The 23092-nt window shown below is 73.5% G+C and carries 17 protein-coding genes and 1 pseudogene; 11 read left to right on the top strand and 7 right to left on the bottom strand.

Annotated elements, in window-relative coordinates:
• Nucleotides 1-98: 98 nt before the first annotated feature.
• Both J5Y04_RS25025 and J5Y04_RS25020 read right to left on the bottom strand, forming a co-directional pair.
• Nucleotides 99-2465, bottom strand: a complete 2367-nt coding sequence (locus J5Y04_RS25025) for an ABC transporter permease (protein ID WP_209414383.1) — start codon at nucleotides 2463-2465, stop codon at nucleotides 99-101.
• A complete protein-coding gene (locus tag J5Y04_RS25020; protein WP_209414381.1) occupies nucleotides 2462-3166 on the bottom strand; it encodes an ABC transporter ATP-binding protein in 705 nt (234 codons plus the stop codon). Before J5Y04_RS25020 ends, J5Y04_RS25025 begins: the two co-directional genes overlap by 4 nt.
• Before the next feature lie 400 nt (nucleotides 3167-3566).
• Here J5Y04_RS25020 and J5Y04_RS25015 point away from each other — a divergent pair, with 400 nt between their 5' ends.
• The 4 genes and pseudogenes from J5Y04_RS25015 to J5Y04_RS25000 all read left to right on the top strand — a co-directional run bounded on the left by J5Y04_RS25015 (nucleotide 3567) and on the right by J5Y04_RS25000 (nucleotide 8238).
• On the top strand, nucleotides 3567-5033 hold the full coding sequence (locus J5Y04_RS25015) for a histidine kinase (RefSeq protein ID WP_245205380.1): 1467 nt from the start codon (nucleotides 3567-3569) through the stop codon (nucleotides 5031-5033).
• Nucleotides 4985-5641, top strand: a pseudogene (locus tag J5Y04_RS25010) (response regulator); the annotation flags it as partial. The gene J5Y04_RS25015 and the pseudogene J5Y04_RS25010, both read left to right, overlap by 49 nt.
• 384 nt (nucleotides 5642-6025) lie before the next feature.
• Complete coding sequence (locus J5Y04_RS25005; RefSeq protein ID WP_209414374.1) at nucleotides 6026-7159, top strand: isopenicillin N synthase family oxygenase; 1134 nt, start codon at nucleotides 6026-6028, stop codon at nucleotides 7157-7159.
• 332 nt (nucleotides 7160-7491) lie between these two features.
• A complete protein-coding gene (locus J5Y04_RS25000; RefSeq protein ID WP_209414372.1) occupies nucleotides 7492-8238 on the top strand; it encodes a MerR family transcriptional regulator in 747 nt (248 codons plus the stop codon).
• Between the two features lie 205 nt (nucleotides 8239-8443).
• On the opposite strand, the gene J5Y04_RS24995 is transcribed toward J5Y04_RS25000, so the two are convergent.
• Genes J5Y04_RS24995 through J5Y04_RS24980 form a run of 4 tightly spaced genes read right to left on the bottom strand, consistent with a single transcriptional unit; the run spans nucleotide 8444 to nucleotide 14218 of the window.
• Nucleotides 8444-10615 (bottom strand): 3-hydroxyacyl-CoA dehydrogenase NAD-binding domain-containing protein, encoded by a 2172-nt coding sequence (locus J5Y04_RS24995; protein WP_209414370.1) that lies wholly within the window; start codon nucleotides 10613-10615, stop codon nucleotides 8444-8446.
• Nucleotides 10616-10657: 42 nt separating this feature from the next.
• The gene (locus tag J5Y04_RS24990; protein ID WP_209414368.1) at nucleotides 10658-11872 is read right to left on the bottom strand and encodes an acetyl-CoA C-acetyltransferase; all 1215 of its coding nucleotides are present in this window, start codon (nucleotides 11870-11872) and stop codon (nucleotides 10658-10660) included.
• Nucleotides 11873-11913: 41 nt separating this feature from the next.
• The gene (locus J5Y04_RS24985; RefSeq protein WP_209414361.1) at nucleotides 11914-13056 is read right to left on the bottom strand and encodes an acyl-CoA dehydrogenase family protein; all 1143 of its coding nucleotides are present in this window, start codon (nucleotides 13054-13056) and stop codon (nucleotides 11914-11916) included.
• Between the two features lie 10 nt (nucleotides 13057-13066).
• On the bottom strand, nucleotides 13067-14218 hold the full coding sequence (locus tag J5Y04_RS24980) for a CaiB/BaiF CoA-transferase family protein (protein WP_209414359.1): 1152 nt from the start codon (nucleotides 14216-14218) through the stop codon (nucleotides 13067-13069).
• 443 nt (nucleotides 14219-14661) lie between these two features.
• On the opposite strand from J5Y04_RS24980, the gene J5Y04_RS24975 reads away from it, so the two are divergent.
• The 7 genes from J5Y04_RS24975 to J5Y04_RS24945 all read left to right on the top strand — a co-directional run bounded on the left by J5Y04_RS24975 (nucleotide 14662) and on the right by J5Y04_RS24945 (nucleotide 22663).
• Nucleotides 14662-15129, top strand: a complete 468-nt coding sequence (locus J5Y04_RS24975) for a hypothetical protein (RefSeq protein ID WP_209414357.1) — start codon at nucleotides 14662-14664, stop codon at nucleotides 15127-15129.
• 32 nt (nucleotides 15130-15161) lie between these two features.
• Entirely contained in the window at nucleotides 15162-17327 is a 2166-nt protein-coding gene (locus tag J5Y04_RS24970) for a DUF6571 family protein (RefSeq protein WP_209414355.1), read from the top strand.
• Nucleotides 17328-17332: 5 nt separating this feature from the next.
• Entirely contained in the window at nucleotides 17333-18364 is a 1032-nt protein-coding gene (locus J5Y04_RS24965; RefSeq protein WP_209414353.1) for a hypothetical protein, read from the top strand.
• 241 nt (nucleotides 18365-18605) lie between these two features.
• Nucleotides 18606-19733, top strand: coding sequence for a hypothetical protein (locus tag J5Y04_RS24960; RefSeq protein ID WP_209414351.1), 1128 nt, complete (start codon nucleotides 18606-18608; stop codon nucleotides 19731-19733).
• The gene (locus J5Y04_RS24955) at nucleotides 19730-21019 is read left to right on the top strand and encodes a histidine kinase (RefSeq protein WP_307853273.1); all 1290 of its coding nucleotides are present in this window, start codon (nucleotides 19730-19732) and stop codon (nucleotides 21017-21019) included. The genes J5Y04_RS24960 and J5Y04_RS24955 overlap by 4 nt, the downstream gene beginning before the upstream one ends.
• Before the next feature lie 5 nt (nucleotides 21020-21024).
• Nucleotides 21025-21729 carry a response regulator transcription factor gene (locus tag J5Y04_RS24950; RefSeq protein ID WP_245205378.1) on the top strand — a complete coding sequence of 235 codons (705 nt, stop codon included), beginning with the start codon at nucleotides 21025-21027 and terminating at the stop codon, nucleotides 21727-21729.
• A gap of 238 nt (nucleotides 21730-21967) precedes the next feature.
• On the top strand, nucleotides 21968-22663 hold the full coding sequence (locus J5Y04_RS24945; protein ID WP_209414347.1) for a Pr6Pr family membrane protein: 696 nt from the start codon (nucleotides 21968-21970) through the stop codon (nucleotides 22661-22663).
• 22 nt (nucleotides 22664-22685) lie between these two features.
• Here J5Y04_RS24945 and J5Y04_RS24940 read toward each other — a convergent pair whose 3' ends face one another.
• On the bottom strand, nucleotides 22686-23060 hold the full coding sequence (locus tag J5Y04_RS24940; protein ID WP_209414345.1) for a toxin Doc: 375 nt from the start codon (nucleotides 23058-23060) through the stop codon (nucleotides 22686-22688).
• Nucleotides 23061-23092: the final 32 nt, after the last annotated feature.

Below are 23092 nucleotides of genomic sequence, written 5' to 3'. Positions count from 1 at the left end.
CCGGGGCGACGGCCCGGCACCGGGCGGCCTGCTGCGCCGCCGCACGGTGCGCAACTGCTCAAGCCTCCGTCAGGCGGTGTGCCGTCGTCGGGGCGCCATCACTCGGTGCGCAGCGCCGTCACCGTCCGTGTGCGGGCCGCCCAGGTGGCCGGCGGCAGGGCGCCGAGCAGCGCCATCACCAACCCGCCGAGTATCAGCGGCAGGACAACGCGCGGTTCGAAGACCGCGAGGTCCGCCTCGGGTACGCCAGTCCCGGCGGCGCGGGCCATCGCCGGGACTATCCAGTGGTGCAGGGCGACCCCGAACGGGACGCCCACGAGGCCTGCGAGAAGACCGCTGCCGCAGACCGAGGTGAGCACCATCCCGACGGTCTGCCGGGGCGACATCCCGAGCGCCTTCAGCACCCCGAGGTCGTGGACCCGCTCCCGGGTGTCCAGCAGGACGGTGTTGAGCACCCCGAGACCGGCCACCGCGACCAACAGCAAGGTGAGTACGGCGGCCAGCGAGTTCATCGCGAGAACGGTGATGTTCAGCTGTGTCCCGCCCAGCTCCGCCTCAAGGCCGAGCGGCCGCAGCGCGTCGCCGAGCGCGTCCGCGTAGGCCTGCCGGTCGACGCCGGGCACGAGGTCGATGTGGAACCGTACGGACGACGGCAGGACGGAGGTACCGAGGGGGGTCAAGGTCGATCGATCGGTCAGGAGCACGTCGGTCGTGGAGAGCGCCTCGCCGACGATCCGCACCGGGGCACTGCGGCGGCCGTTGCCTATGAGGGTGATCGTGTCGCCGACCCGTACCTGGTTGGTGGCCAGGAACCCGGATCCCACCACCGCTTCTCCCGCGCTGTGGAACCACCGGCCGGAGATCATCCGGTACCCGCTCCGCGAGGAATCTCCCCCGTAGGCGACCACGTCGGCCCGCCCGGTGTGGTCGGCCACGGTGACCGGGGCGAGACCGGTGCTGAACCAGGCCCCCGTGCCCGGGCGGGCGGTGATCGCGGCCGCGACGGCAGCCTCGTCCAGGCGGTCGACGGCTTCGGCCGGACCGTCCATCGGAGGAGCCGCGACGACCGCGCCCGCATGGTCGGCGTTGAGCCCGTCCTGGATCCCGTTCAGGGAGACTGCCAGGCCTACTCCGAGCGTCACCCCGACCGTTCCGAGCAGCACCGCCGCCGCGGTGGTGGCCGTGCGCACCGGCCGGGTGAGCGGACCGGCCAGGCCCAGGCTCAGCGCGCGCGGCACCGGTATCCGTGCCAGCAGCCGCTGGGCTGCCGCGACGGTCCGGGAGGCCCCGGGTCGGGTGCCCGGCGCCGTCCGCCCCACGGCGAGCGCCTCGACGGTGCGCAACCGGCCGGCCCGAAGTGCCGGCACCAGTGCCGTCACGGCGACCGCCGCGAGCGCCAGTGCCGGGACGGCCAGGTCGACCCAGAGCGGAATGCCGAGCAAGCCGCTGCGCAGCGCCTTGTCCGCGAGGCCGAGGACGGGAACCGCCAGCGCGTTCCCCCCGAGGACGCCGAGGGCCGTCCCGACCGATGCCGGGACGAGCGCCTGCCCCACATAGGCGCGGGCGACCTGCGCAGGGGTGAATCCCAGCGACTTCAGGATGCCGATCCGCCGGGTGGCGGCGGTGACCGCACCGCTGACCACCACCCCGATGGTCAGCAGGGACATCGCGAGGCCGAGCAGGCCGAAGGCGACGACGAACGGGACGAACGTCTCGGCCGTCCGGTCGGCGCTCCGCTTGGCCGGGAGGTAGGAGGTGGCTCCGGTCAGCGCGCCCGGCGGCAGGGCGGCGGCGAGCGCCGCACGGTCGGCGTCCACCTCGGTGTCGGTGCGGGCGTGGGCGAAGCGGTAGAGCAGCTGGAGCTGTGCCGTACTGCCGGGTGCGGTGAGCGCGGCGGCCTGCTCGGGGGCGACCCAGCCGTCCGCGCTCCAGGAGACCGAGGCGGCCAGCCCGACCACGGTCAGCGTCGGGCTGCCGGGCAGGTCGGGGAAGGTCATCCGGTCACCGAGGGCCAGCGGGGAGCGGCCGTCCGGGAGGACGACCTCACCCGGCCCTGCGAGCCATCGGCCGAGAGTCACCCGCAGGCCGTCCAGCGGCTCGTCGAGGGTACGGGCGACGAGGGTCATCGGGGGCAGTGCGCCGCCCACCGGGAGCACGCTGGTGTTCTCGCCCACGCGCGGCCGCAGCGGCAGCGCCGGATACGGGCCTGCCAGCGCCGTCACCCCCGGGGCGTGGGCGGTGGCGGCGAGCTGCGTCGGGGTGGCCTTCGCCTGGTCCACGAGGACGTTGAGGTGAGCGCCGCGCTGCTGGGCGAAGGCCTGGTCGAACGGCCCCTGGGCCGCGGCCAGCAGCCCGGCGGCGAGGACGCAGGCCGTGACGGCCGTCATCGTGGTGAGCACCATGACCAGCGTCTGCACCCGCTTGCGGCCGACGCCGGCCCGGACCACCTTGCCGAGCGCGCTCATCGGGCGGCCCCCGCACGGAGTGTGTCGCGGTGCAGGACGCCGTCGAGGAGCTCGATCGTCCGGGTGGCACAGGCCCCGGCGAGGGCCGTGTCGTGGGTGACCAGCAGGATCGTCTGGCCCTCCGCGTTCAACTCGCTGAGCAGTGACCGGACATCGGCGGCGGAGGCGGTGTCCAGGGCACCGGTCGGCTCGTCGGCGAGCAACAGCGGAGGCCGGTTCATCAGGGCCCGGGCCACCGCGACGCGCTGGCGTTCGCCGCCGGAGAGCAGGGCGGGAAACGTCCGGGCGTGCCGGGCCACTCCGAGCCGGTCCAGCAGCTCGGCGGCCCGGGCCCGGGCCCGGGCGCGGCTGACCCCGGAGAGCTGGGCGGGGAGCAGCACGTTGTCCTCGACGGTGAGGTCGTCCAGCAGGTTGAAGAACTGGAACACCATGCCGATCCGGGCTCGCCGGTACCCCGCCAGCGCGGCCTCGCCCAGTTTGTGGACGGCGACCCCGTCCACCGTCACGCTGCCCGTGCTGGGGCGGTCGAGGCCGGCGATCAGGTTGAGCAGGGTGGACTTGCCGCTGCCGGAGCGGCCGAGCACGGCCAGCGCCTCGCCGGCCCGGACCTCCAAGTCCAGCCCTGCGAGCGCCGGGCGGGCGCTACCGGACGTGTCGTAGGTCTTGTTGACATCGCGAAGCCGGATGATCGGCGCGGTCACGGGCCCTCCAGAGGACGGGAACAGGGGCGGTTCGGAAACGGGGATACGGGGCGTGTTCGAGGACGGGGCGGGAGCGGACAGGGCACGAATGACGGAGTGGGGACGGGTTCCGGGCTCCGGCCGGATCAGGGCGGCCCGGACTGCGGGCGGAAGCGGATCCGACCTCGGAAGACCCCGGGCCGGCTGGCGGGAACGACGCTACGAACCGCTGGCCAGGCCTCGACAGACGGCTGGACGGCCTCCTTGAGGTGTACTCAGGTACACCTCGGATTCGGGGTTCAGACACCGTGCGCCGCCCGTGGACCGCCCGGCAGACTGGCCACCGCATTGATCGACGGGCCCGGTCCGGGCTCAGCCGGGAACGATGCAGAACGACACGCCAACAGGCGGGAGGTGCGTGATGAGCACGGTGGTGGTGGCGAGGGCGGCCGCACGGGTGGGTCAAGCGCTCAGGGACGGCGTGCGCGCGCTGTACGCGGTCACCCTGGCAGTGGCAGGAGCGGCTGCCGTGCTGGCAGCTCCCGTCCTGGTGCTCGCCGCCCTGCTGGGCCCTGACGACTCGTCCGCGCCCAACCGGTTCCGTGCGTTGACCGCGATGTTCCTGGCGACGCTGCCGGTCGCCGTCTGGGCGCTGAGCTGGGCCACCGGGGCGGCCGGCCGGGCCGCGGGAGCCGCACTGCTCGCACCGGGACTGCTGGCGGTGACGGCCACGGTGATCTACGGAGGCGCGGCGCCGAGCGGCCGCTCCGGGGCGCTGCTGCTGGCGCTTCCGATGCTCGTGATCGGGATGCTCGCCGCACGCTGGGTGGCGGCGGAGACGAGGCGGCTGGTCGGCCTCTGGAGCGGCACGGCGATAGCGCCGCCGTACAGGCCGACGGCCACCAGGGGACCGCGCTGGCGGAGGCTGTGGCGCCAGGCCGGGAGCTGGCCGGGTGATCCGGCGACGTGGCGCGACACGGCTTGGGCGGTGCTGTCCGGCTGCGCCGTCGTGCTCACTGCCGTGGCACTGCTCATGGTCCCGGCGCTGGTCCAGGTGTTCGGCCGGGGCAGCCGGTTCATCTCGCTGCTGATGCTCTACACGATGGCGCTCTGGCTGGCGCCGCCTGTCGCGCTGTGGGCCGCCCGGCCCGTGCTGACGCTGCACGAGCGGGCCGCCCGTGCCCTGTTGGGGTCCTCCCGCCGGACCGAGCTGGCACTCCAGGTCAGCCATCTGACCCGAACGCGAGCCGACACCATCGACGCCGGAGCGGCCGAACTGCGCCGGATCGAGCGGGACCTGCACGACGGAGCACAGGCCCGGCTGGTGGCGCTGGGGATGTTGCTGAGCGTGGCCGAGCAGCTGCTCGACCACGACCCCCAGGCTCTGCGCCCGCTGCTCGCCGAGGCCCGGACGTCCTCGACCAAGGCGCTGGGCGAGCTGCGCGACCTGGTCCGGGGCATCCACCCACCGGTACTCGCCGACCGCGGTCTGGCCGACGCAGTCCACGCCATGGCACTCGACCTGCCGCTGCCGGTCCGGGTCACCGGCGGGCTGCCGGGCCGGCCCCCCGCACCGGTCGAGTCCGCAGCCTACTTCGCGGTGAGCGAGCTGCTGGCCAACGTGGTCAAGCACGCCGGGGCCGGCCGGGTCTGGATCGAGATCGGCCACGACGCCGACGGGCTGCTGCGGATATCGGTGACCGACGACGGGCACGGCGGCGTCGACCCGTCCAAGGGAACCGGCCTGCGCGGAACAGAGCGCCGGCTGGCCGCGTTCGACGGGGTGCTCGCCGTCAGCAGCCCGCCGGGCGGCCCGACCATCGCACAGCTGGAGATTCCGTGCGCGTTGTCATCGCCGAAGACCTTTTCCTCCTCCGGGACGGCCTGACCCGGCTGCTGGAGGCGAACGGCATGACGGTCACCGCGGCCGTCGAGACCGGTGCCGAGCTGCTCGCGGCAGTGTCCGCGGACCGGCCGGACATCGCCGTCGTGGACGTCCGGCTGCCGCCCTCGTTCACCGACGAGGGCCTGAGGGCCGCCCTCGCCGCCCGCCAGCAACTGCCCGGGCTGCCGGTCCTGGTGCTCTCGCAGTACGTCGAGCAGCTCTACGCCCGCGAGCTGCTCGCGGACGGCAGCGGCGGGATCGGCTACCTGCTCAAGGACCGTGTCATGGACGGCACCCAGTTCCTCGACGCGGTACGGCGGGTCGCACAGGGCGGCACGGCCATGGACCCGGAGGTGATCAGCCGGCTGCTCACCCACAACTCCTCGTCGGGGCCGGTCGCGTCGCTCAGCCCGCGCGAACGGCAGGTGCTCGCGCTGATGGCGGAGGGCCGGTCGAACGCGGCCATCGCCCAGCAGTTGGTGATCACCGAACGGGCGGTCGCCAAGCACACCGCGTCGATCTTCGTCCGGCTGGACCTCCTGCCCTCGGACGACGACAACCGGAGGGTTCTCGCCGTACTGGCCTACCTCAACGACCACAACGACCACGGGGACCAGAACGGTCGCGGTGATCACGGTGACCGCAACGACCGCAGTGACCGCAGGGGGATCGGCAGCCTCCATGTCTGACCAACTTCCGTCACTCGACACGTACACGACAACAGATTTCGACCGGGGTCTCCCCGCCGCTACCACCGTCATTTACGCTGGTGACGTGCTCATCCTTGTTCGCCGCCGCCACGTGGACCTGCTCCGCGTGACGACCATGTCCTGTCGACGCTCCGGCTGAACCTCGCGCCTCCCACCCTCATACGCGGTCGTCAACAGACCGCGTCCCCCTTCCCGGCCCCCGGGCACCCGCCGCACCAGGCGTGGCCCCGGCGCCCCCGGTCGATCACCGGGAACGGTCGGGACGAGACCCAGCGGATGTCACCCATGACGCAGCAGCACTCCTCCACCACCCCGTCCGCCTCCGCGGACGCCCGCTCGACCACCCCCGCGGGCACGCCCACGGATGCCCCCGCCGGCCCCTCCGCCGACGCCTCCGCAGGCGCCCTCCCGGTGATCGACCTCTCGCTCGCCGATGGCAGCCCCGAGGACCGCCTCCGGCTGCACGACGAGCTGCGGGCCGCGGCCACCGGCGTCGGCTTCTTCCAGCTCGTCGGCCACGGAGTGACCCCGGCCGAGACGGCCGCCCTCACGGCGGCGATGCGGGCCTTCTTCACCCTGCCCGAGGCCGACCGGCTCGGCGTGAGCAACCTCAACTCCCCGCACTACCGCGGCTACACCCGCACTGGCGACGAGCGCACCGGCGGCAGCCAGGACTGGCGCGACCAACTGGACATCGGCGCCGAGCTGCCCCCGCACGTCCCGGGCAGCAGCGAGCCGCCGTACTGGTGGCTGGAGGGTCCGAACCAGTGGCCTGCGGCGCTCCCGGAGCTGCGCACCGCCGCGCTCGGCTGGATCGACCGCCTCGGCGACGTCGCCAAGCGGCTGCTGCACGAGCTGCTCACCGCGATCGGCGCCCGGCCCGACTTCTACGACTACGCCTTCGACGGCCACCCGCACCTGCGGCTGAAGCTGGTCCGCTACCCGGGGACGGCCCCTGACGGCGCCGGCCAGGGAGTCGGTGCGCACAAGGACTACGGCTTCATCACCCTCCTCCTCCAGGACACCGTGGGCGGCCTCCAGGTGGAGCGTCCGGACGGCGGCTTCCTGGAGGTCCCGCCGATGGAGGGCGCCTTCGTGGTCAACCTGGGCGAGCTGTTGGAGGTCGCCACCGACGGCTACCTCAAGGCGACCAGTCACCGCGTGGTCAGCCCGCCCGGCGCGCGGGAGCGCTTCTCCGTCCCGTTCTTCTACAACCCGCGCCTCGACGCCCACATAGAGCCGCTCGACTTCCCCCTGGCGCACCACGCCCCCGGCGCCACCCAGGACCCGGCGAACCCGCTCTTCGCCGAGTTCGGCCTCAACGAGTGGAAGGGCTACACCCGGGCCCACCCCGAGGTCACCCGCCGCCACCACCCCGAGCTGGCCGAGTCCGCCCCGGCAGGACCGGCCCGCTCCTGAACGGGCCCGCACCCGCCCGCCCCTGAACCGGTCCGACACCGACCCGCCGCCGGCCTGTGCCCCCTCCGCCCCAGCCCGAGGGGGCACAGGCCGTCCCGCGCCGACGGGGTTCGCGCCGCAGGCCCCGCCGAAGGGCCCCACCGAGCCCACCTCAGGCCCCGCAGAAGGCCCCGGGAGGCCCTGGCAGGCCAGCCCTGGCGGGCCCCCGCAAGCCCGGCCGCAGGCCCGGCCAACGGGCCCGGCTGCGCCGGGGGCAATGGTGGACCCGGGTGGGCCAGCACTGTCACACTGCTGCTGTCACAGCACTGGTGCTACAGAGGTGGAGACGGCGGATGGGGGCGCGGGAGGGCGTGGAGGCGCGGCTGACGGTCGACGAGCTCGCGGCGCGGGCGGGGGTGACGGTGCGGACCGTGCGGTTCTACGGGACGAAGGGTCTGCTGCCGCCGCCGGAGCTGGGGCCCCGGCGGGTGGGCCTCTACGGACCGGAGCACCTGGACCGGCTGGAGCTGATCGAGGAGTTGCAGCGGCAGGGGCTGACGCTGGCGGCGATCGAGCGGTACCTGGCGCGGCTGCCGCAGGACAGCACCTCCCTGGACCTGGCGATCCACCGGGCCCTGGTGGCGTCGTGGACGCCGGAGGCGGCGGAGGAGGTCAGCCGGGCACAGCTGGAGCGGCGGGCCGGGCAGGCGCTGTCGGAGGCGCAGCTGGACCGGCTGGGCGCGATGGGGGCGCTGGAGCGGACGGCGGACGCCGAGGTGTTCCGGGTGGACCCGGGGCTGCTGCCGCTCGGCGTGCGGATCCTGGACGTGCCGATCCCGTTGGAGACGCTGCTGGCCGCGCGCGCCGTCGTGCTGGAGCACAGCCGGGCGACGGCGCACGAGCTGCAGCGGCTGTTCCGCGAGACCGTGTGGAAGCCGTACCGGGAGAGCGAGCCCGGGCCGGCGGAGCTGGAACGGATGAAGGCGCTGACCGACCACATCCAGCCGATGGTCGCGCAGGCACTGGTGACGGCGTTCCAGCGCTCCCTCAAGGAGGAGCTGGGCGAGGCCGCGAGGAACACCGCGGACTCGCCCAGCTGACCGGGCGCCGGACCCGCCGGGCGCCGGACCCACCGGCCCCGGAACCCGGCCCCAGCTCCCGGCCCCAGGCACCGACCTCAGGCACCGACCTCAGCCCCCGACCTCAGGCGCCCGAACCTCAGGCGCCCGAACCTCAGGTGCCCGAACCTCAGGTGCCCGAACCTCAGTCGGTGAACGCCAGTCGGTGACCACCGGTCGGTGCACGTCAGTCCGTGAACGTCCGCCCCTCCGCCGCGATCCGCTCCAGGAGGGCGGGCGGCGCGAACCGCTCGCCGTACGCGGCGGCCAGTTCGCGGGCGCGGGCCGCGAAGCCGGCCGGGCCGCCCTCGTACCCGTTGATGTACTGGAAGACGCCGCCGGTCCAGGCCGGGAAGCCGATGCCGAGGATCGAGCCCACGTTGCCGTCGGCGACCGAGGTCAGCACGCCCTCCTCCAGGCAGCGGACCGAGTCCAGCGCCTCGCTGAAGAGCATCCGCTCCTTGAGGTCCTCGAACGGCACCGCGACGTCGGCACGCGTGAAGTGCTCGCGCAGCCCGGGCCAGAGCCGCCCGCGCCTGCCGTCCTCGCCGTACTCGTAGAAGCCGGCGCCGCCGCTGCGGCCGGGGCGGCCGAACTCGTCGACCATCCGGTCCACCACGGCGTCGGCCGGGTGGGCGGTCCAGCTGCCGCCGGCCGCCTCGGCCGCGCGCCGGTACTCGTTGCGGATCTTGCGGGGCAGGGTGAGCGTGAGCTCGTCGAGCAGCGAGAGCACCTTGGCGGGGTAGCCGGCCTGGGCGGCGGCCTGCTCGACGGAGGAGGGGTCGACGCCCTCGCCGACCATCGCGACGCCCTCGTTGATGAACTGGCCGATCACCCGGGAGGTGAAGAAGCCGCGCGAGTCGTTGACCACGATCGGCGTCCGGTCGATCTGCCGGACCAGGTCGAAGGCGCGGGCCAGCGCCGCGTCACCGGTCTGCGGGCCGCGGATGATCTCCACCAGCCGCATCTTGTCGACCGGCGAGAAGAAGTGCAGGCCGATGAAGTCGGTGGTGCGCTGGACGCCCTCGGCGAGCAGTCCGATCGGCAGGGTGGAGGTGTTGGAGCAGAGCAGCGCGTCCGGCGCCACCACGCCCTCGATCTCCTGGAAGACCTTGTGCTTCAGCTCGGGGTTCTCGAAGACGGCCTCGATCACCGCGTCGCAGCCGGCGAGGTCGGCGGCATCGGCGGTGGGGGTGATCCGGGCGAGCAGTTCCTCGCGCTGCGCCTCGGTGGAGCGGCCGCGCGCGACGGCCTTCTCCAGCAGGCCGGCGGAGTAGGCCTTGCCGCGCTCGGCGGCCTCGACGGTGACGTCCTTCAGCAGCACCTCGATGCCGGCCCTGGCGCAGGTGTAGGCGATGCCCGCGCCCATCATGCCGGCGCCGAGCACGGCGACCTTGCGGACCGTCCGCTTCTCGAAGGCGCTGGGGCGGCCGGCCCCGGAGTTGACCGCCTGCATGTCGAAGAAGAGCGCCTGGATCATGTTCTTGCTGGTCTGCCCGCAGGCCAGCTCGGTGAAGTACCGGGCCTCGATCACCATCGCGGTGTCGACGTCCACCTGGGCGCTCTCCACCGCCGCCGCCAGCACGTTGCGCGGGGCGGGGTAGGGGGCGCCGGCCAGCTGCTTGCGCAGGTTGGACGGGAAGGCGGGCAGGTTGGCGGCGAGCGCGGGGGTGCTGGGGGTGCCGCCGGGGATCTTGTAGCCCTTGACGTCCCAGGGCTGGACGGCGGTCGGGTTGGCATCGATCCAGGCGCGCGCCCGGGCGGCCAGCTCCTCCGGGGTGTCGACCAGTTCGTGGACCAGTCCGTGCTGGAGCGCCTGCGCCGGGCGGTACTGGCGGCCCTGGAGGAGCACCTTCAGCAGGGCGTCGGCGATGCCGAACAGCCGGACCGTGCGGACGATCCCGCCGCCGCCCGGGAGCAGGCCGAGGGTGACCTCGGGCAGGCCGATCCGGCTGGCGGGGGTGTTCAGGGCGATCCGGTGGTGGCAGGCCAGGGCGAGCTCCAGGCCGCCGCCGAGGGCGCTGCCGTTGACGGCGGCGACCACCGGCTTGCCGAGCGTCTCCAGCCGGCGCAGGGCGCGCTTGATCCGCATCGACTTCTCGAAGACGGCGGCGGCGTCCTCGGGGCGGGCGGCGGAGAGGATCTTGAGGTCGCCCCCGGCGAAGAACGTCTTCTTCGCGGAGGTGATGACGACGCCGCGCAGTTCGTCGCCGAGGCCGGCCAGGCGCTCGACGGTGGTACCGAGGTCGGCCGTGAAGGCCTCGTTCATGGTGTTGACGGACTGGGCGGGGTCGTCGAGGACGAGGGTGACCACGCCGTCCTGGTCCTGCTCCCAGCGGATGGTGGTGGTGTCACTCATGTTCGGGTCTCCGGGGAAATGAGGAGGTCGGATGCGACGGGGTCAGATGCGCTCGACGATGGTGGCGATGCCCATGCCGCCGCCGACGCAGAGGGTGACCAGGCCGTAGCGCAGGTCGCGCCGCTCCAGTTCGTCGATCACGGTGCCGAGGAGCATCGCGCCGGTGGCGCCGAGCGGGTGGCCGAGGGCGATCGCACCGCCGTTGACGTTCACCTGGTCGTGCCGGAAGCCCAGTTCGCGGATGAAGCGCAGGGCGACGGCCGCGAAGGCCTCGTTGATCTCGACCAGGTCGATGTCGGCGGCGGTCAGCCCGGCCTTGGCGAGCGCCTTGCGGGTGGCGGGGGCCGGACCGGTGAGCATGATGGTGGGCTCGGAGCCGGAGACGGCGGCGGAGACGATCCGGGCGCGCGGGCGCAGCCCGTACCGCTCGCCGACCTCGCGGTTGCCGATGGCGACCAGGGCGGCGCCGTCCACGATGCCGGAGGAGTTGCCGGCGTGGTGGACGTGGTCGATCGCCTCCACCCAGTGGTACTTCTGCAGGGCGACGGCGTCGAAGCCGCCGGCGTCGCCGATGGCGGCGAAGGAGGGCTTGAGGCCGGCCAGGGTCTCCACGGTGGTGCCGGGGCGGATGAACTCGTCGCGTTCCAGGACGACCAGGCCGTTGCGGTCGAGGACAGGGACGACCGAGCGGTCGAACAGCCCGTCGGCCTGGGCCTTGGCGGCGCGGGCCTGGGACTCGGCGGCGAAGGCGTCCACGTCGGTCCGGGAGAGGCCCTCGATGGTGGCGATCAGGTCGGCACCGATGCCCTGGGGCACGAAGTTGGTCTCGTAGCTGGTCATCGGGTCCATCGCCCAGGCGCCGCCGTCGGAGCCCATCTTCACCCGGGACATCGACTCGACCCCGCCGGCCAGGATGAGGTCCTCCCAGCCCGAACGGACCTTGGCCGCAGCCAGGTTGACGGCCTCCAGGCCGGAGGCGCAGAACCGGTTCTCCTGGACGCCGGCCACCGTGTCGGGCAGGCCTGCCGCGATGGCGGCGATCCGGGCGATGTCGGATCCCTGGTCGCCGATCGGGCTGACCACGCCGAGCACGATGTCGTCGACGGCGGCCGGGTCCAGGTCGGGGAAGCGGCGGCGCAGCTCGTGGATCAGGCCGACGACCAGGTCGATCGGCTTGGTGCCGTGCAGTGAGCCGGCGGCCTTGCCCCGGCCGCGCGGGGTGCGGATCGCGTCGTAGACGTACGCTTCGGTGGTCACGGTGGAAACGCCTTTCGGGGGCAGGGGGTTGAAGAGGGACCTCAGCCGAGGATGGAGCGGCCGACGATCTCTTTCATGATCTCGGTGGTGCCGCCGTAGATGGTCTGGATGCGCCCGTCGGTGAAGGCGCGCGCGACCGGGAACTCGCTCATGTACCCGTATCCGCCGTGCAGTTGGAGGCAGCGGTCGGCGGTGCGCTTCTGCAGTTCGGTGGCCCACCACTTGGCCATCGAGGCGTCCGCCGGGGTGAGCGCGTAGCGGTTGTGCTCGATGATGCAGCGGTCCACGAAGGCGCGGGTCACGGCGCACTCGGTGGCGAGCTCGGCGATCTCGAAGCGGACGTGCTGGAGCTTGGCGAGCGGCCGGCCGAAGGCCTCGCGCTGCTTCACGTACGCGGTGGTGATCTCGACCAGGTGCTCGGCGCCGGCGATCGCGGCGGCGGCGATGGTGAGCCGCTCCTGGGCGAGGTTCTGCATCAGGTAGACGAAGCCGCGGTTCTCCTCGCCGAGCAGGTTCTCCTTCGGGACGCGCACGTCCTCGAAGAACAACTCGGCGGTGTCCTGGGACTTCTGGCCGATCTTGTCGAGGTTGCGACCGCGCTCGAAGCCGGGCGTGCCGCGCTCGACCACCAGCAGGCTGAGACCGTGCGCCCCGCCCTCGGGGGTGGTGCGGGCGACCACGACCACCAGGTCGGCGAGGATGCCGTTGGAGATGAAGGTCTTGGCGCCGTTGAGCAGGTAGTGGTCGCCCTGGTCGACGGCGTGGGTGCGGATGCCCTGGAGGTCGGAGCCGGTGCCGGGTTCGGTCATCGCGATGGCGGTGATCAGCTCGCCGGTGCAGAACCCGGGCAGCCAGCGGCGCTTCTGCTCGTCGGTGGCGAGCGAGGTGAGGTACGGGCCGATGATGTCGTTGTGCAGGCCGAGCGCCAGGCCGGAGGCGCCGGCCCGGGCGAACTCCTCGGCCAGCACCGCCGCATAGCGGAAGTCGGTGCTGCCCCCGCCGCCGTACTCCTCGGGGACGGCGAGGCCGAGCAGGCCCTGCCGGCCGGCGGCCAGCCAGGCGGAGCGGTCCACGATGCCGGCCTGCTCCCACCGGTCGTAGTGCGGCAGCACCTCCTTGGCGAGGAAGGACCTGACGGTCGTCCGGAAGTCCTCGTGCTCCTCGGTGTAGATGTCGCGTTCCACGGCAAGCTCCTTATCGGGCCTGGGAGTCGGAGGAGTTCTCGGAGGAGAGGAGTCCGGGCACGCCCCAGTCCCGGGCGACCTCGACGGTGTCCGCGCCCGGCCTGGCGGGCGGGCGGCGCAGCGCGCCGGGGGTGGCGGAGAACCGGGGTGCGGGGGCGGGCTGGGTGAAGCCGTCCGCCTCGACGTACGTCCGGCGGGCCGTCAGGTGCTCGGACGCGGCGGCCTGGTGCAGCGTCAGCACCGGTTCGACACAGGCGTCGGAGCCGGCGAAGACGCTCTCCCACTCGGCCCTGGTCCGGGTGGCGAAGCGGGCGGCGATCAGGGCCCGCAGTTCGGGCCAGCGGGCCGTCTCCCACTGGCCGGGTGCGTCGGGGCCGAGCCCCAGCAGCCGGGCGAACTCGGCGTAGAACTGCGGCTCCAGCGCGCCGACGGCGAGGTGGCCGCCGTCCTTGGCCTGGTAGACGGAGTAGCAGGGGGCGCCGCCGTCGAGCAGGTTGACGCCCCTGCGGTCCTGCCACTGGCCGGAGGCGAGCAGGCCCCAGAACACGGAGGTGAGATGGGCCGCGCCGTCCACGATGGCGGCGTCGACGACCTGGCCGGTACCGGTCTCGCGGGCGTGGTGGAGTGCGGCGAGCAGGCCCACGACCAGGTAGAGCGAGCCGCCGGCGAAGTCGCCGAGCAGGTTGACGGGGATGGCGGGCGGGCCGCCGGCCGGTCCGATCATGCCGAGGACGCCGGCCACCGCCGAGTAGCCGATGTCGTGACCGGCCCGGGCGGCGAGCGGGCCGTGCTGGCCCCAGCCGGTCATCCGGCCGTAGACCAGAGCCGGGTTGCGGGCGAGGCAGGCTTCCGGGCCGACGCCGAGGCGCTCGGCGACGCCGGGGCGGTAGCCCTCGATCAGCAGGTGGGCGCGCCCGACCAGGTCGAGCACCTGGCCGGGCCCCTCGGGGGACTTGAGGTCGACCAGCACCGAGCGCTTGTTGCGGTTGGTGACGTCGAACGCGGGGTCGGGGGCGACCGGTGAGGGGTCGGGCCGGTCCACCCGGACCACGTCGGCACCGAGGTCGGCCAGCAGCATGGCGGCGAAGGGGCCGGGCCCGATCCCCGCGAGCTCGACCACCCGGACGCCGGCCAGCGGGCCGGGACTGCTGGAGTCATGCACTGGCTACAGCCCTTTCGGGGTTTGACAGTAAAGCTGTCACACTCGCGATGATAGGGAAGCGACTCGCCGGTAACAAGACCTTCGGCCCCCGACACCCGGCCCTTCCGGCGCCCTCGGCACCAGGCCCCGCCGCCACCCCCGTGCCCGGCTCTTCCGCCGCCCCGCCACCAGGCCTGGCCCCCGCCCCCGCACCCGGCTCTTCCGCTGCCCCGGCACCAGGCCTGGCCGCCGACCCCGCGCCCGGCCCCGTCCCCCGCCCCCGACGCCCGGCCCCGCCGCTACGCCCGAACCCGGCCCTTCCCCTCCTTCGCGGATCCTTGACGCGCTCCGTGCAACCGCGACCACGAAGGGTGCGTCGGTACACCGACGGAGGGACCAACAGGGCCGTCCTGCTTGCTCGGAGGGGTTCCGGCCCCCAGCCGGAGGAAAGAGAGCAGACGCACATGGGTAACCCAGGATTCACCACCGGACCGGTCGCACCGGCGTCCCCGCCGGGCGCGCCGCTCAACCCGGCACCGGGCACCGTCGTCCCGATCTCCGCGCCGGGCACCTCCCCCTTCGCGGCCCCCACGCCGAGCCCCTCCCCCGGCCCGGCCCCGACCGCACCCACCACCCGGCTCGACAACCCGCACGAGCTCAACGCCTCGGCCGGGATCGCCCGGCAGATCGCCACCGATCTCGACAACGCCAACGGCAAGGGCGGCAACAACCTCGCCGAGCACGCGAGCACGGCGGCCACCAGGATCCGCGGCTTCTCCTTCGGCGGCGCGCTCACCGCCTCCACCGAGCGCTGGCTGCAGCAGTGCAGGACGCTGCACGACAAGCTGACCGGCACCGCCGAGAAGCTCGACAACACCCAGCGCAACTACCACGCCAACGAGCACGCCACCACCGCCGGTTTCGGCGCCTGAGACCCGCGAGAAGAGAGAGGAGCCCAGGGATCATGGTGTCCTTCAAGGAACTGCGCGAGGCCGACTTCTCCGGCGTCACGGAGACCGCCGAGGCCTGGACCAACATGGCCAAGGCACTGGAGTCACTGGACGGCCGGGTGGGCCGGGAGCTCGTCAACACCCCGCAGCGGGCCGGCTGGCAGGGCGGGGCCGCCGACGACGCGAGCCGGGCCCTCCAGGGCATCGACACCGACTTCAGCCAGGCCACCGGTGTCGCCAACGCCCTCGCCGCGATCATCCGGGACGCGGGCGAGGACTTCACCGCGGCCCGCAAGGACCTCGACACCGCGCTGCAGGAAGCGAACGGGCAGAAGCTCGTCGTCGCCGACGACGGGACGGTCAGCTGGCCGCCGCTGTCCAGCGAGGGCCACAACGACCCCGACTTCCAGGACACCGTACGCGCGTACCAGGCCGACATGAAGGCCAAGGGCGAGGCGATGACCACCCGGATCGCCCAGGCCGTCGCGAAGGCCACCGCCGCCGACCAGCGCGCCTCGTCCGCCCTGCAGAGCGACGTCGGCACCAGCGCCACCGCCTTCAACGCCCACCCGTACGGCGGCGGCGACGTGGCCGACGCCCGGCGGGCCGCCGACCTGATGGGCAAGGGCGGCACCCTCTCCGACGAGGAGCGCAAGCGGCTGCAGAACCTGATGGCCGCCGACTCCGGTTCGAGGGACTTCTCCACCACGCTGCTCAACAGCCTCAACCTGGGCGGCAAGACCGGCCCCGAGGCGCTGTTGGAGTACTCGAAGGCCTACAACGGCTACGCCCACGGCGACCACGACGCCAAGGACTACCAGGACATCTACGGCAGCCTCTCCCAGGTGTTGGCCACCGCCACCAAGGACGGCGGCATGGGCAAGGACTGGGAGGACAACCTGCTCAAGGCCGCCCGCAAGCAGGGTGGTTCGGCGGCCGGCTTCAACGAGAACTACCCGGTGCTCACCCAGCTGATGGGCGCCGGCGGGAACTACGACAAGGGGTTCCTGGAGAAGGTCGGCAACGACCTCGTCGACTACGAGAGGCACAGCAAGCGCAAGGGCGAGGAACTCTGGGGGCCCTTCTACTCCGTGGCGGGCGACAGGTCGACCGACCCGATGGGCGGCCTGATGCGGGCGATGAGCCACAACCCGCAGGCGTCCAAGGAGTTCCTCGACCCGGCCGCCGGCGGCAACCTGGACTACCTGCTCAAGGACCGCAAGTGGCCCAACCAGGACAACGAGGGCAAGCTGTTCCCCGCCGACCTCAAGGCGAGCTCGCACGCGGCTTTCGCCGACGCCCTGGAGGCCGCCACCACCGGCCGTGACCCGCACGGCAACCAGCCGCCCGTACGCCCCCACGACGGGGCGATGGTGCGCATCATGGACAGGACGCTCATCACCCTCGGCGGGGACCAGGCCGGCCACGAGAACGACCTCTCCCCCGTCCTGCGCCGCCCGCTGGCGAACATGATCTCCGAGTTCCCGGCGGACACGCACGACATCCTCAGCAAGGACCTCTCCGGCCCCTCCCATCCGGAGGGGCTCACGGCCGGCCGGGAACAGCTGCTGCGCGTCATCCGCGGCGTGACCGAGGACCCGGAGGCGTTCGCCGTCATCCACCTGTCCGAGAGCCGGGAAGTCGGGCGCAGGATGGACGAGTTCGGTCCGGAGAACTTCAAGCCCGACGTGACCGGCCGTCCGAACCCGCAGTTCGCCGGTTTCCTCGACGAGTCCGGCAAGGCGCTCGGAGCGCTCGACGCCGTGCGCGCCGACGCGTTCATCGACCACAAGTCGGACGAGCAGTTCAAGAACAACTGGAAGGCCAAGATGGACTACCACGTCTACGGCACCGCGGCGAACATGCTGAAGGTCCCGGGCGCCTCCTGGTTCCCGCTGGGCGACGTCGCCCAGCGGCTGGTCGACATCGGCACCTCCGACTGGGCGAACAAGGCCAACGCCGAACTCGACGTCAGGACCCAGGGCGACGTGAGCAAGAACTACACGGCCGGCGAGTCCCAGCTGATGACCATGATCCAGGAGAAGGCCCGCCGGTCGGGCGTCTCGGACCAGGACATCGACGCGACCGGCAGCGTGACGAAGCAGCTGGCCGACAGCGCCGGGGTGCACTACCGCTCGTCCATCGACCGGGCGTACCACAACGCGCTCGGCAACCCGTGACCCGCATGACGACGGGGAAACTCGACCAGGCCCTCACCCGGCGCGGCCTCACCACCCGGCGGCTGCGCCTGCGGGCGGCGGCCGTGATCGGTGCGATCACGGCGGGCGTCTCGGGGGTGCTGCTGTACAGCCTGACCAACGTGCTCGGTCCGGACACCGTGTGCAACGGCGTGGTGAGCGCCGACGCCCTGCACGACGCCCTGGGACCCGGGCGGATCAGCGAGCAGGACAACGACGAGCCGGCGCCGCTGCACGACAGCGGGTCCTCGTGCACCGCGGTGGTGAGCACCGGGGCGTTCGGCGGGCACCGGTCGGTCCTGGTGGGGGTCCGCTCGGACCGGGACACCGCGGTGTCCGAGGCCGAGGCCGGCGCACGGCTGTTCGCCGCCTCGGCCAACGGCGGTTCGGCCGGCGGCGTCACGGGCCCCGTGGCGTGGGCCCTGCTGCCGGAAGGCTGCGGCACCGGAGGAGTGCGGGCGAGGGTGGACGCGACCAAGGGGGGTTCCGTCGGCGACGGCGACCTCGCACGGTTCGCGGTGGCGGCCGCCAACGGACTCGCGACGCAACGGAACTGCACGACACCGAAGCTCCCGGCGCCCGGGCACCTGTCGACCCCCGGCGTGAAGCAGGATCTGGACAGCGGCAACGTCTGCGGCCTGCCCGGTCTGACGGTCCCCGGCGGCGCGTCCGCTGCCCGCGGGTACCGGCAGCGGGCCACCACCGCGTCGGACCCGATCTGGTCCTGCGAGGTCGGGATGGGCAGTACGGCCGTGACCTTCGCCATCGGGACCGAACCCCGGCTCAGGGCGCCGGACGCCGACAAGGACACTCCGGAGGCGTTCGGCCGGGCGCACTGGACCATGGGCCTCTCGTTCCCGAACAACGACGAGGTCGTCGTGACCTGCCGGGGCAGGCCCACCTATTTCAAGCTGCGACTGCTCGGCGACCGGACCCTCTTCCCCGACGACGGGGAGCTGTGGAGGCAGTTCCTCACCGCCGGCGGCAAGGCCGTCGGCTGCGAGCCGATCCTCCCGTAGCACCACGCGCCCCGGGCCCGTCCGAGCACACCGCCCGGGCGGGCCCGCGGGTTCCCGGTGGCCCGCGGGTTCCCGGTGGCCCGCGGGTTCCCGGTAGCCCGCGGGTTCCCGGTGGCCCGCGGGTTCCGCCGACCCGCAGGTCTCCGGCAGGAGCCCCGGAGCGGTGGATCCCCCCGGCGGGGGAGGCGGATCGTGTGCCGGGAGGAGGTCCCGCACGGGGCCGGGCCGGGAGGGTGGGGGCATGACCACGAAGACCCCGGCCGACCGGGTGCGCGGCGCGGCCGCCTGGACCGCCGTCGCCGCCACGGTGCCGTACCTGACGCTCAAGCTGCTCTGGCTGACCGGCCACCAGGTCGGCGTCGACGACCCCGCCGAGATGGACAAGCTCTGGCTGGTGAACCTGCTGACCTTCGGCATGGACGCGATCGCGGTGCTGCTGGCGCTCTCGTTCGTCCGCCCGTGGGGGCGGCGGGCACCGGCCGGACTGCTCGCCTTCCCGATGTGGGTGGCGACCGGGCTGCTCGGCACCATCCTGGTGGCGCTGCCGCTGAGCGCGCTGGCCACCCTGCTGTTCGGCGCCGAGAAGGCCCCGGGCGGCGGCTCGGGCAACCAGGGCCCGGGCGGGCTCGACGACTGGGTGTTCGTCGTCGTCTACGGCGGCTTCTCCGTCCAGGGCCTCGCGCTGATCACCGCCTTCCTGCTGTACGCGGGGCGTCGCTGGGCGGGCCTGCTGCGCAGCCGGATCGGCGATCTGCCCGACTCCCCCACGCTCACCCTCCAGCGCGCCCTCTCCGGCGTCGCGGCGGTGCTCGCACTCGGCGTGGCGGCGGCCCGGGGGTACTGGGCGGCGGGCGGCGCGACGGGGCTGCCGGTGCTGTTCGCCGAGGAGCGCAGCCGGTCCGCGGCCGTGCTGGACGGCGTGATCGCGGTCATGGCGGTGGCCGCGGTGACCGCGCTGCTGGCCCTGGTGTTCCGCGCCCGGCCGGAGCGACGGCTGCGGGTGCCGCTGGTGGTGGCGTGGACGGCGGCCGGCTCCCTGTTCGGCTGGGGCTCCTGGCAGCTGGTGGTGTTCGGAACGGTCACCGACGTGACCGATCCCCGGAAGGCCGTACCGGGGCTGATGCCCCTGGTGGAGACCGCACAGCTGCTGACCGGCCTGCTGGTGCTGGTGGTCGGCGCGATCGCACTCGTCGAACGGGCGGCCGCGCACGCGACCACCGACGGAACGGCCACCGACGGAACCACCATCGATGGGACGGCCGCCGCGGCCCGCGCTGGCACCCGCGGGGCGCAGACGCCTGCCGCGCGGACGCCCACCCCCCGGAGCACCGTCGCTCGGACGACCGCTGCCGTAGAGTCGGCCGGGTGAACACGGGGGCGGGCACGGAACGGTGGGGGCCGCGGCGTGCCGCGAGCGCGCTCTTCGGACGGCGGGCCCGGCTGCGCTGGGTGTACCTGGTCCTGGGCGGCGCGCTGCTGATGCCGTACTGGATGCTGTCGACCGTGGCGATCGGGGCGCTCAACCCGGATCACGGTCCGGTGGTCCAGCTGCTCCTCTACTTCGCCGCGCTCGGGACGTCCCTGCCGATGGCCGCCGTCACCGCGCTGGTGCCGACCGTCCGTGGCCTGGAGGGGGCGGCCGCGCGGGCCCTCTGCGCACCGAGCCGGCCGGAGGAGATCGCCACCGGCCCGGGCCGGTCCTGGGCGGCCCGGCGGCAGACCGCCGCCTGGTACGTGCTGCACCTGCTGTTCGGCGGCGTGGTCAGCGGGATGACGCTGGCCGGGACGCCGTTCGCGGTCATGCTGGTGATCTCGCCGCTGGGCGGGCCCTCGCTGGGCGATCTGGTGCGGTTCTGGCAGGACCGCGGGTTCCCGTCCTGGCTGCCCGGGCCGGTCACGGGCCTCGCCCTGATGCTGCTGATCCTCTCCACCAGTGCCGGCCTGGGAGCCCTGCTGGCCCGCTGGGCGCCCGTCCTGCTCGGTCCCACCCCGGAGGAGCGGGTGGCCGCGGCGGAACGGCGGGCCACCGTGCTCGCCCAGCGCAACCGGCTGGCGCGCGAGCTGCACGACTCGGTCGGCCACGCGCTCAGCGCGGTCGGTATCCAGGCCTCGGCGGCCGCCCGGGTACTGCGGACCGACCCGGACTTCGCCGCAGAGGCGCTCCAGGCGATCGGCGAGACGGCGCGGGCCGCCGTCGCCGAGCTGGACGCCGTACTCGGCCTGCTGCGCGAGGAGGACCGGGCCGACGCCGAACCCGCCGGGCCGACCCTGGCCGGGCTGGACGACCTGCTGCGCCAGCTGGCCCGGACCGGGCTGAAGGTCGACGCCGGGCTGCCGCCCGGCCTGGAACGGCTCCCGGGCGCCCTCTCGCGCGAGGCCTACCGGATCGTCCAGGAGGGCCTGACCAACGTGCTGCGGCACGCCGGGCCGACCGCGCCCGCCGGGCTCCGGGTGGCGCTGTCCGCGGGCCGGCTGGAGATCGAGCTGACCAACCCGCTGGGCCCGGCCCGCCCCAGCCGCCCCGGTGGCGGCCGCGGGCTGCGCGGGATCGGCGAGCGGGCCGCGGTACTGAACGGCGGCTGCGAGGCCGGGCCGGCGGAGGACGGGACGACGTGGCGGCTGGCGGTCTGGCTGCCGGTGGGAGGGACACGATGACGGGGATGCGGGGTGCCGTGAACGGGACGGCGGGGACGACGGACGGGGACGACGGGCCGGTCCGGGTGGTGATCGCGGACGACGAGCGCCTGGTCCGGATGGGCCTGCGGGTGGTGATCGACGCCGAACCGGACCTCACCGTGGTCGGCGAGGCCGCCGACGGGGCCGAGGTGGTGCCGCTGGTCCGCGAACTGCGCCCGGACGTGGTGCTGATGGACGTGCGGATGCCCGGCATCGACGGCATCCGGGCCACCGAACAGCTGGTCGGCGGGATGGCCGACCCGCCCAGGATCATGGTGGTCACCACCTTCGAGCATGACGACCACGTGTACGACGCGCTGCGGGCCGGGGCCGCCGGGTTCCTGCTGAAGCGGGCCAGTGCGGAGGAGATGGTCCAGGCGGTGCGGCTGGTCGCGCGCGGGGACTCGCTGCTCTTCCCGGCCGCGGTGCGCGACCTGGCCCTGCGCCACGCCCCCGCCGGACGGCGCGCGCCCGCCCAGGGGCCGATCGGGCGGCTCACCGAGCGGGAGGGCCAGGTGCTGCGGCTGATGGCGGCCGGGCTGAACAACGGTGAGATCGCCGGACGGCTGGTGGTCAGCCAGGAGACGGTCAAGACGCACGTTGGCAGCGTGCTCGCCAAGCTGGGCGCCCGCGACCGCACCCAGGCGGTGATCGCCGCGTACGAGTCGGGCTTCGTGCTGCCGGGGTAGCGCAGGACCGGCGAGCGACGGGCCGGGGCGGCAGACGGCGGACCGCCGAGCGACGGGCCGAGGCGGCAGACGAGGGGCCGGGGAACGGTGGCCAGGGGCGGTGACCGGCGGACTGCGGGTCGGCGAGCGCCCGCCGCAACGTTTCTTCCGTCCCGGCCCTACCAGCGAGTAGAGTGCGGCCTTCCCTCCCTCTACCGCCCGATACCTCCCGTATCGCCTGAAACGAACTGGTGGCCGCATGTCAGTCCGGACCCGTCCCGCGCTCTGGTGGCGCATGGGCATCGTGCTCTCGGCGGGCCTCGGCCTGACCCTCCAGACCGCGCCCCTGGTCTACTTCACCATCCAGAGCAACGTGATCGTGCTCGGCTACTTCATCGGCGCCGTGTACTGGATGCTCAAGCGCGGCACGGTGGACGCGCCCGCGCCCCGGCTGCGCGGTGCCGCGACGCTCTACATCCTGATCACCGGGCTGGTCTCGCACATCCTGCTGGAGCACGGCGCCAACCCGCTGCCCGGGCTCTTCGACGGGCCGGACAAGCTCCAGCACTGGTCGTCGTTCTTCCTGCACTACGTCACCCCGGTGATGGTGATCATCGACTGGCTGACGCTGAAGCCGCGCAACGCCTCCGCCTGGCGGGACGTCCCGCTCTGGCTGGCGTTCCCGCTCGGCTACGCGGCGATCGTGCTGACCCGCAACGCGCTGTTCTCCAACTACCCGATGCCCTACCCGTACTTCTTCTTCGACCCGACGACCAAGGGCTACGGCTACGTGTGGGGCCAGATCGCCCTGCTGACGGTGGAGTTCGTCGTCCTCGCGGCCACCGTGATCGGCCTGGACCGGCTGGGCACCCTGGTCGCGGGCAAGCTCCGGCCGGGAGCCGGCACCGCGGCGGAGCCCGCCTCCGAAGCCGCCTCCGAGGCCGCCGAGGTCTGATCCGGACGGGCGCGGCGGCCGTTCAGATCCGCCAGGAGCGGATCCGGTCGGCCGCCGCGAACACGTCGGAGCGGCCCGCGGCGACGTCCCGGGCCAGCTCGACCAGGGCGCCGTAGGGCGGGTCGATGCCCTCCTTCGCGGCGTGCATGTACGCGGCCGTGGTCATGCAGGCGTACAGGTTGTTGCGCACCGGCAGCGGCCGCAGCAGCACGATGGTGTGCATCAGGGTGGCCGCGCACCAGGCCGGGTCGGCGTCGTGACCGAGCTGCGCGGTGTTGACCCGGTGGCGGGCGACGGCCGCCTGCAACGCCGAGTAGTCACGGACGCTCAGGTCCTCCGGCGACGCCTGCTCCTGGACGTCGAGCAGCCAGCGCAGGTCGACGTGGAGCAGCCTCACCGCCGCCCCTCTCCGCTGCTCCGGACCGCCGT

It is taken from the genome of Kitasatospora sp. RG8 (genome assembly GCF_017813315.1).
GTDB lineage: Bacteria > Actinomycetota > Actinomycetes > Streptomycetales > Streptomycetaceae > Kitasatospora.
This window is presented reverse-complemented; position numbering and strand designations above follow the sequence as displayed.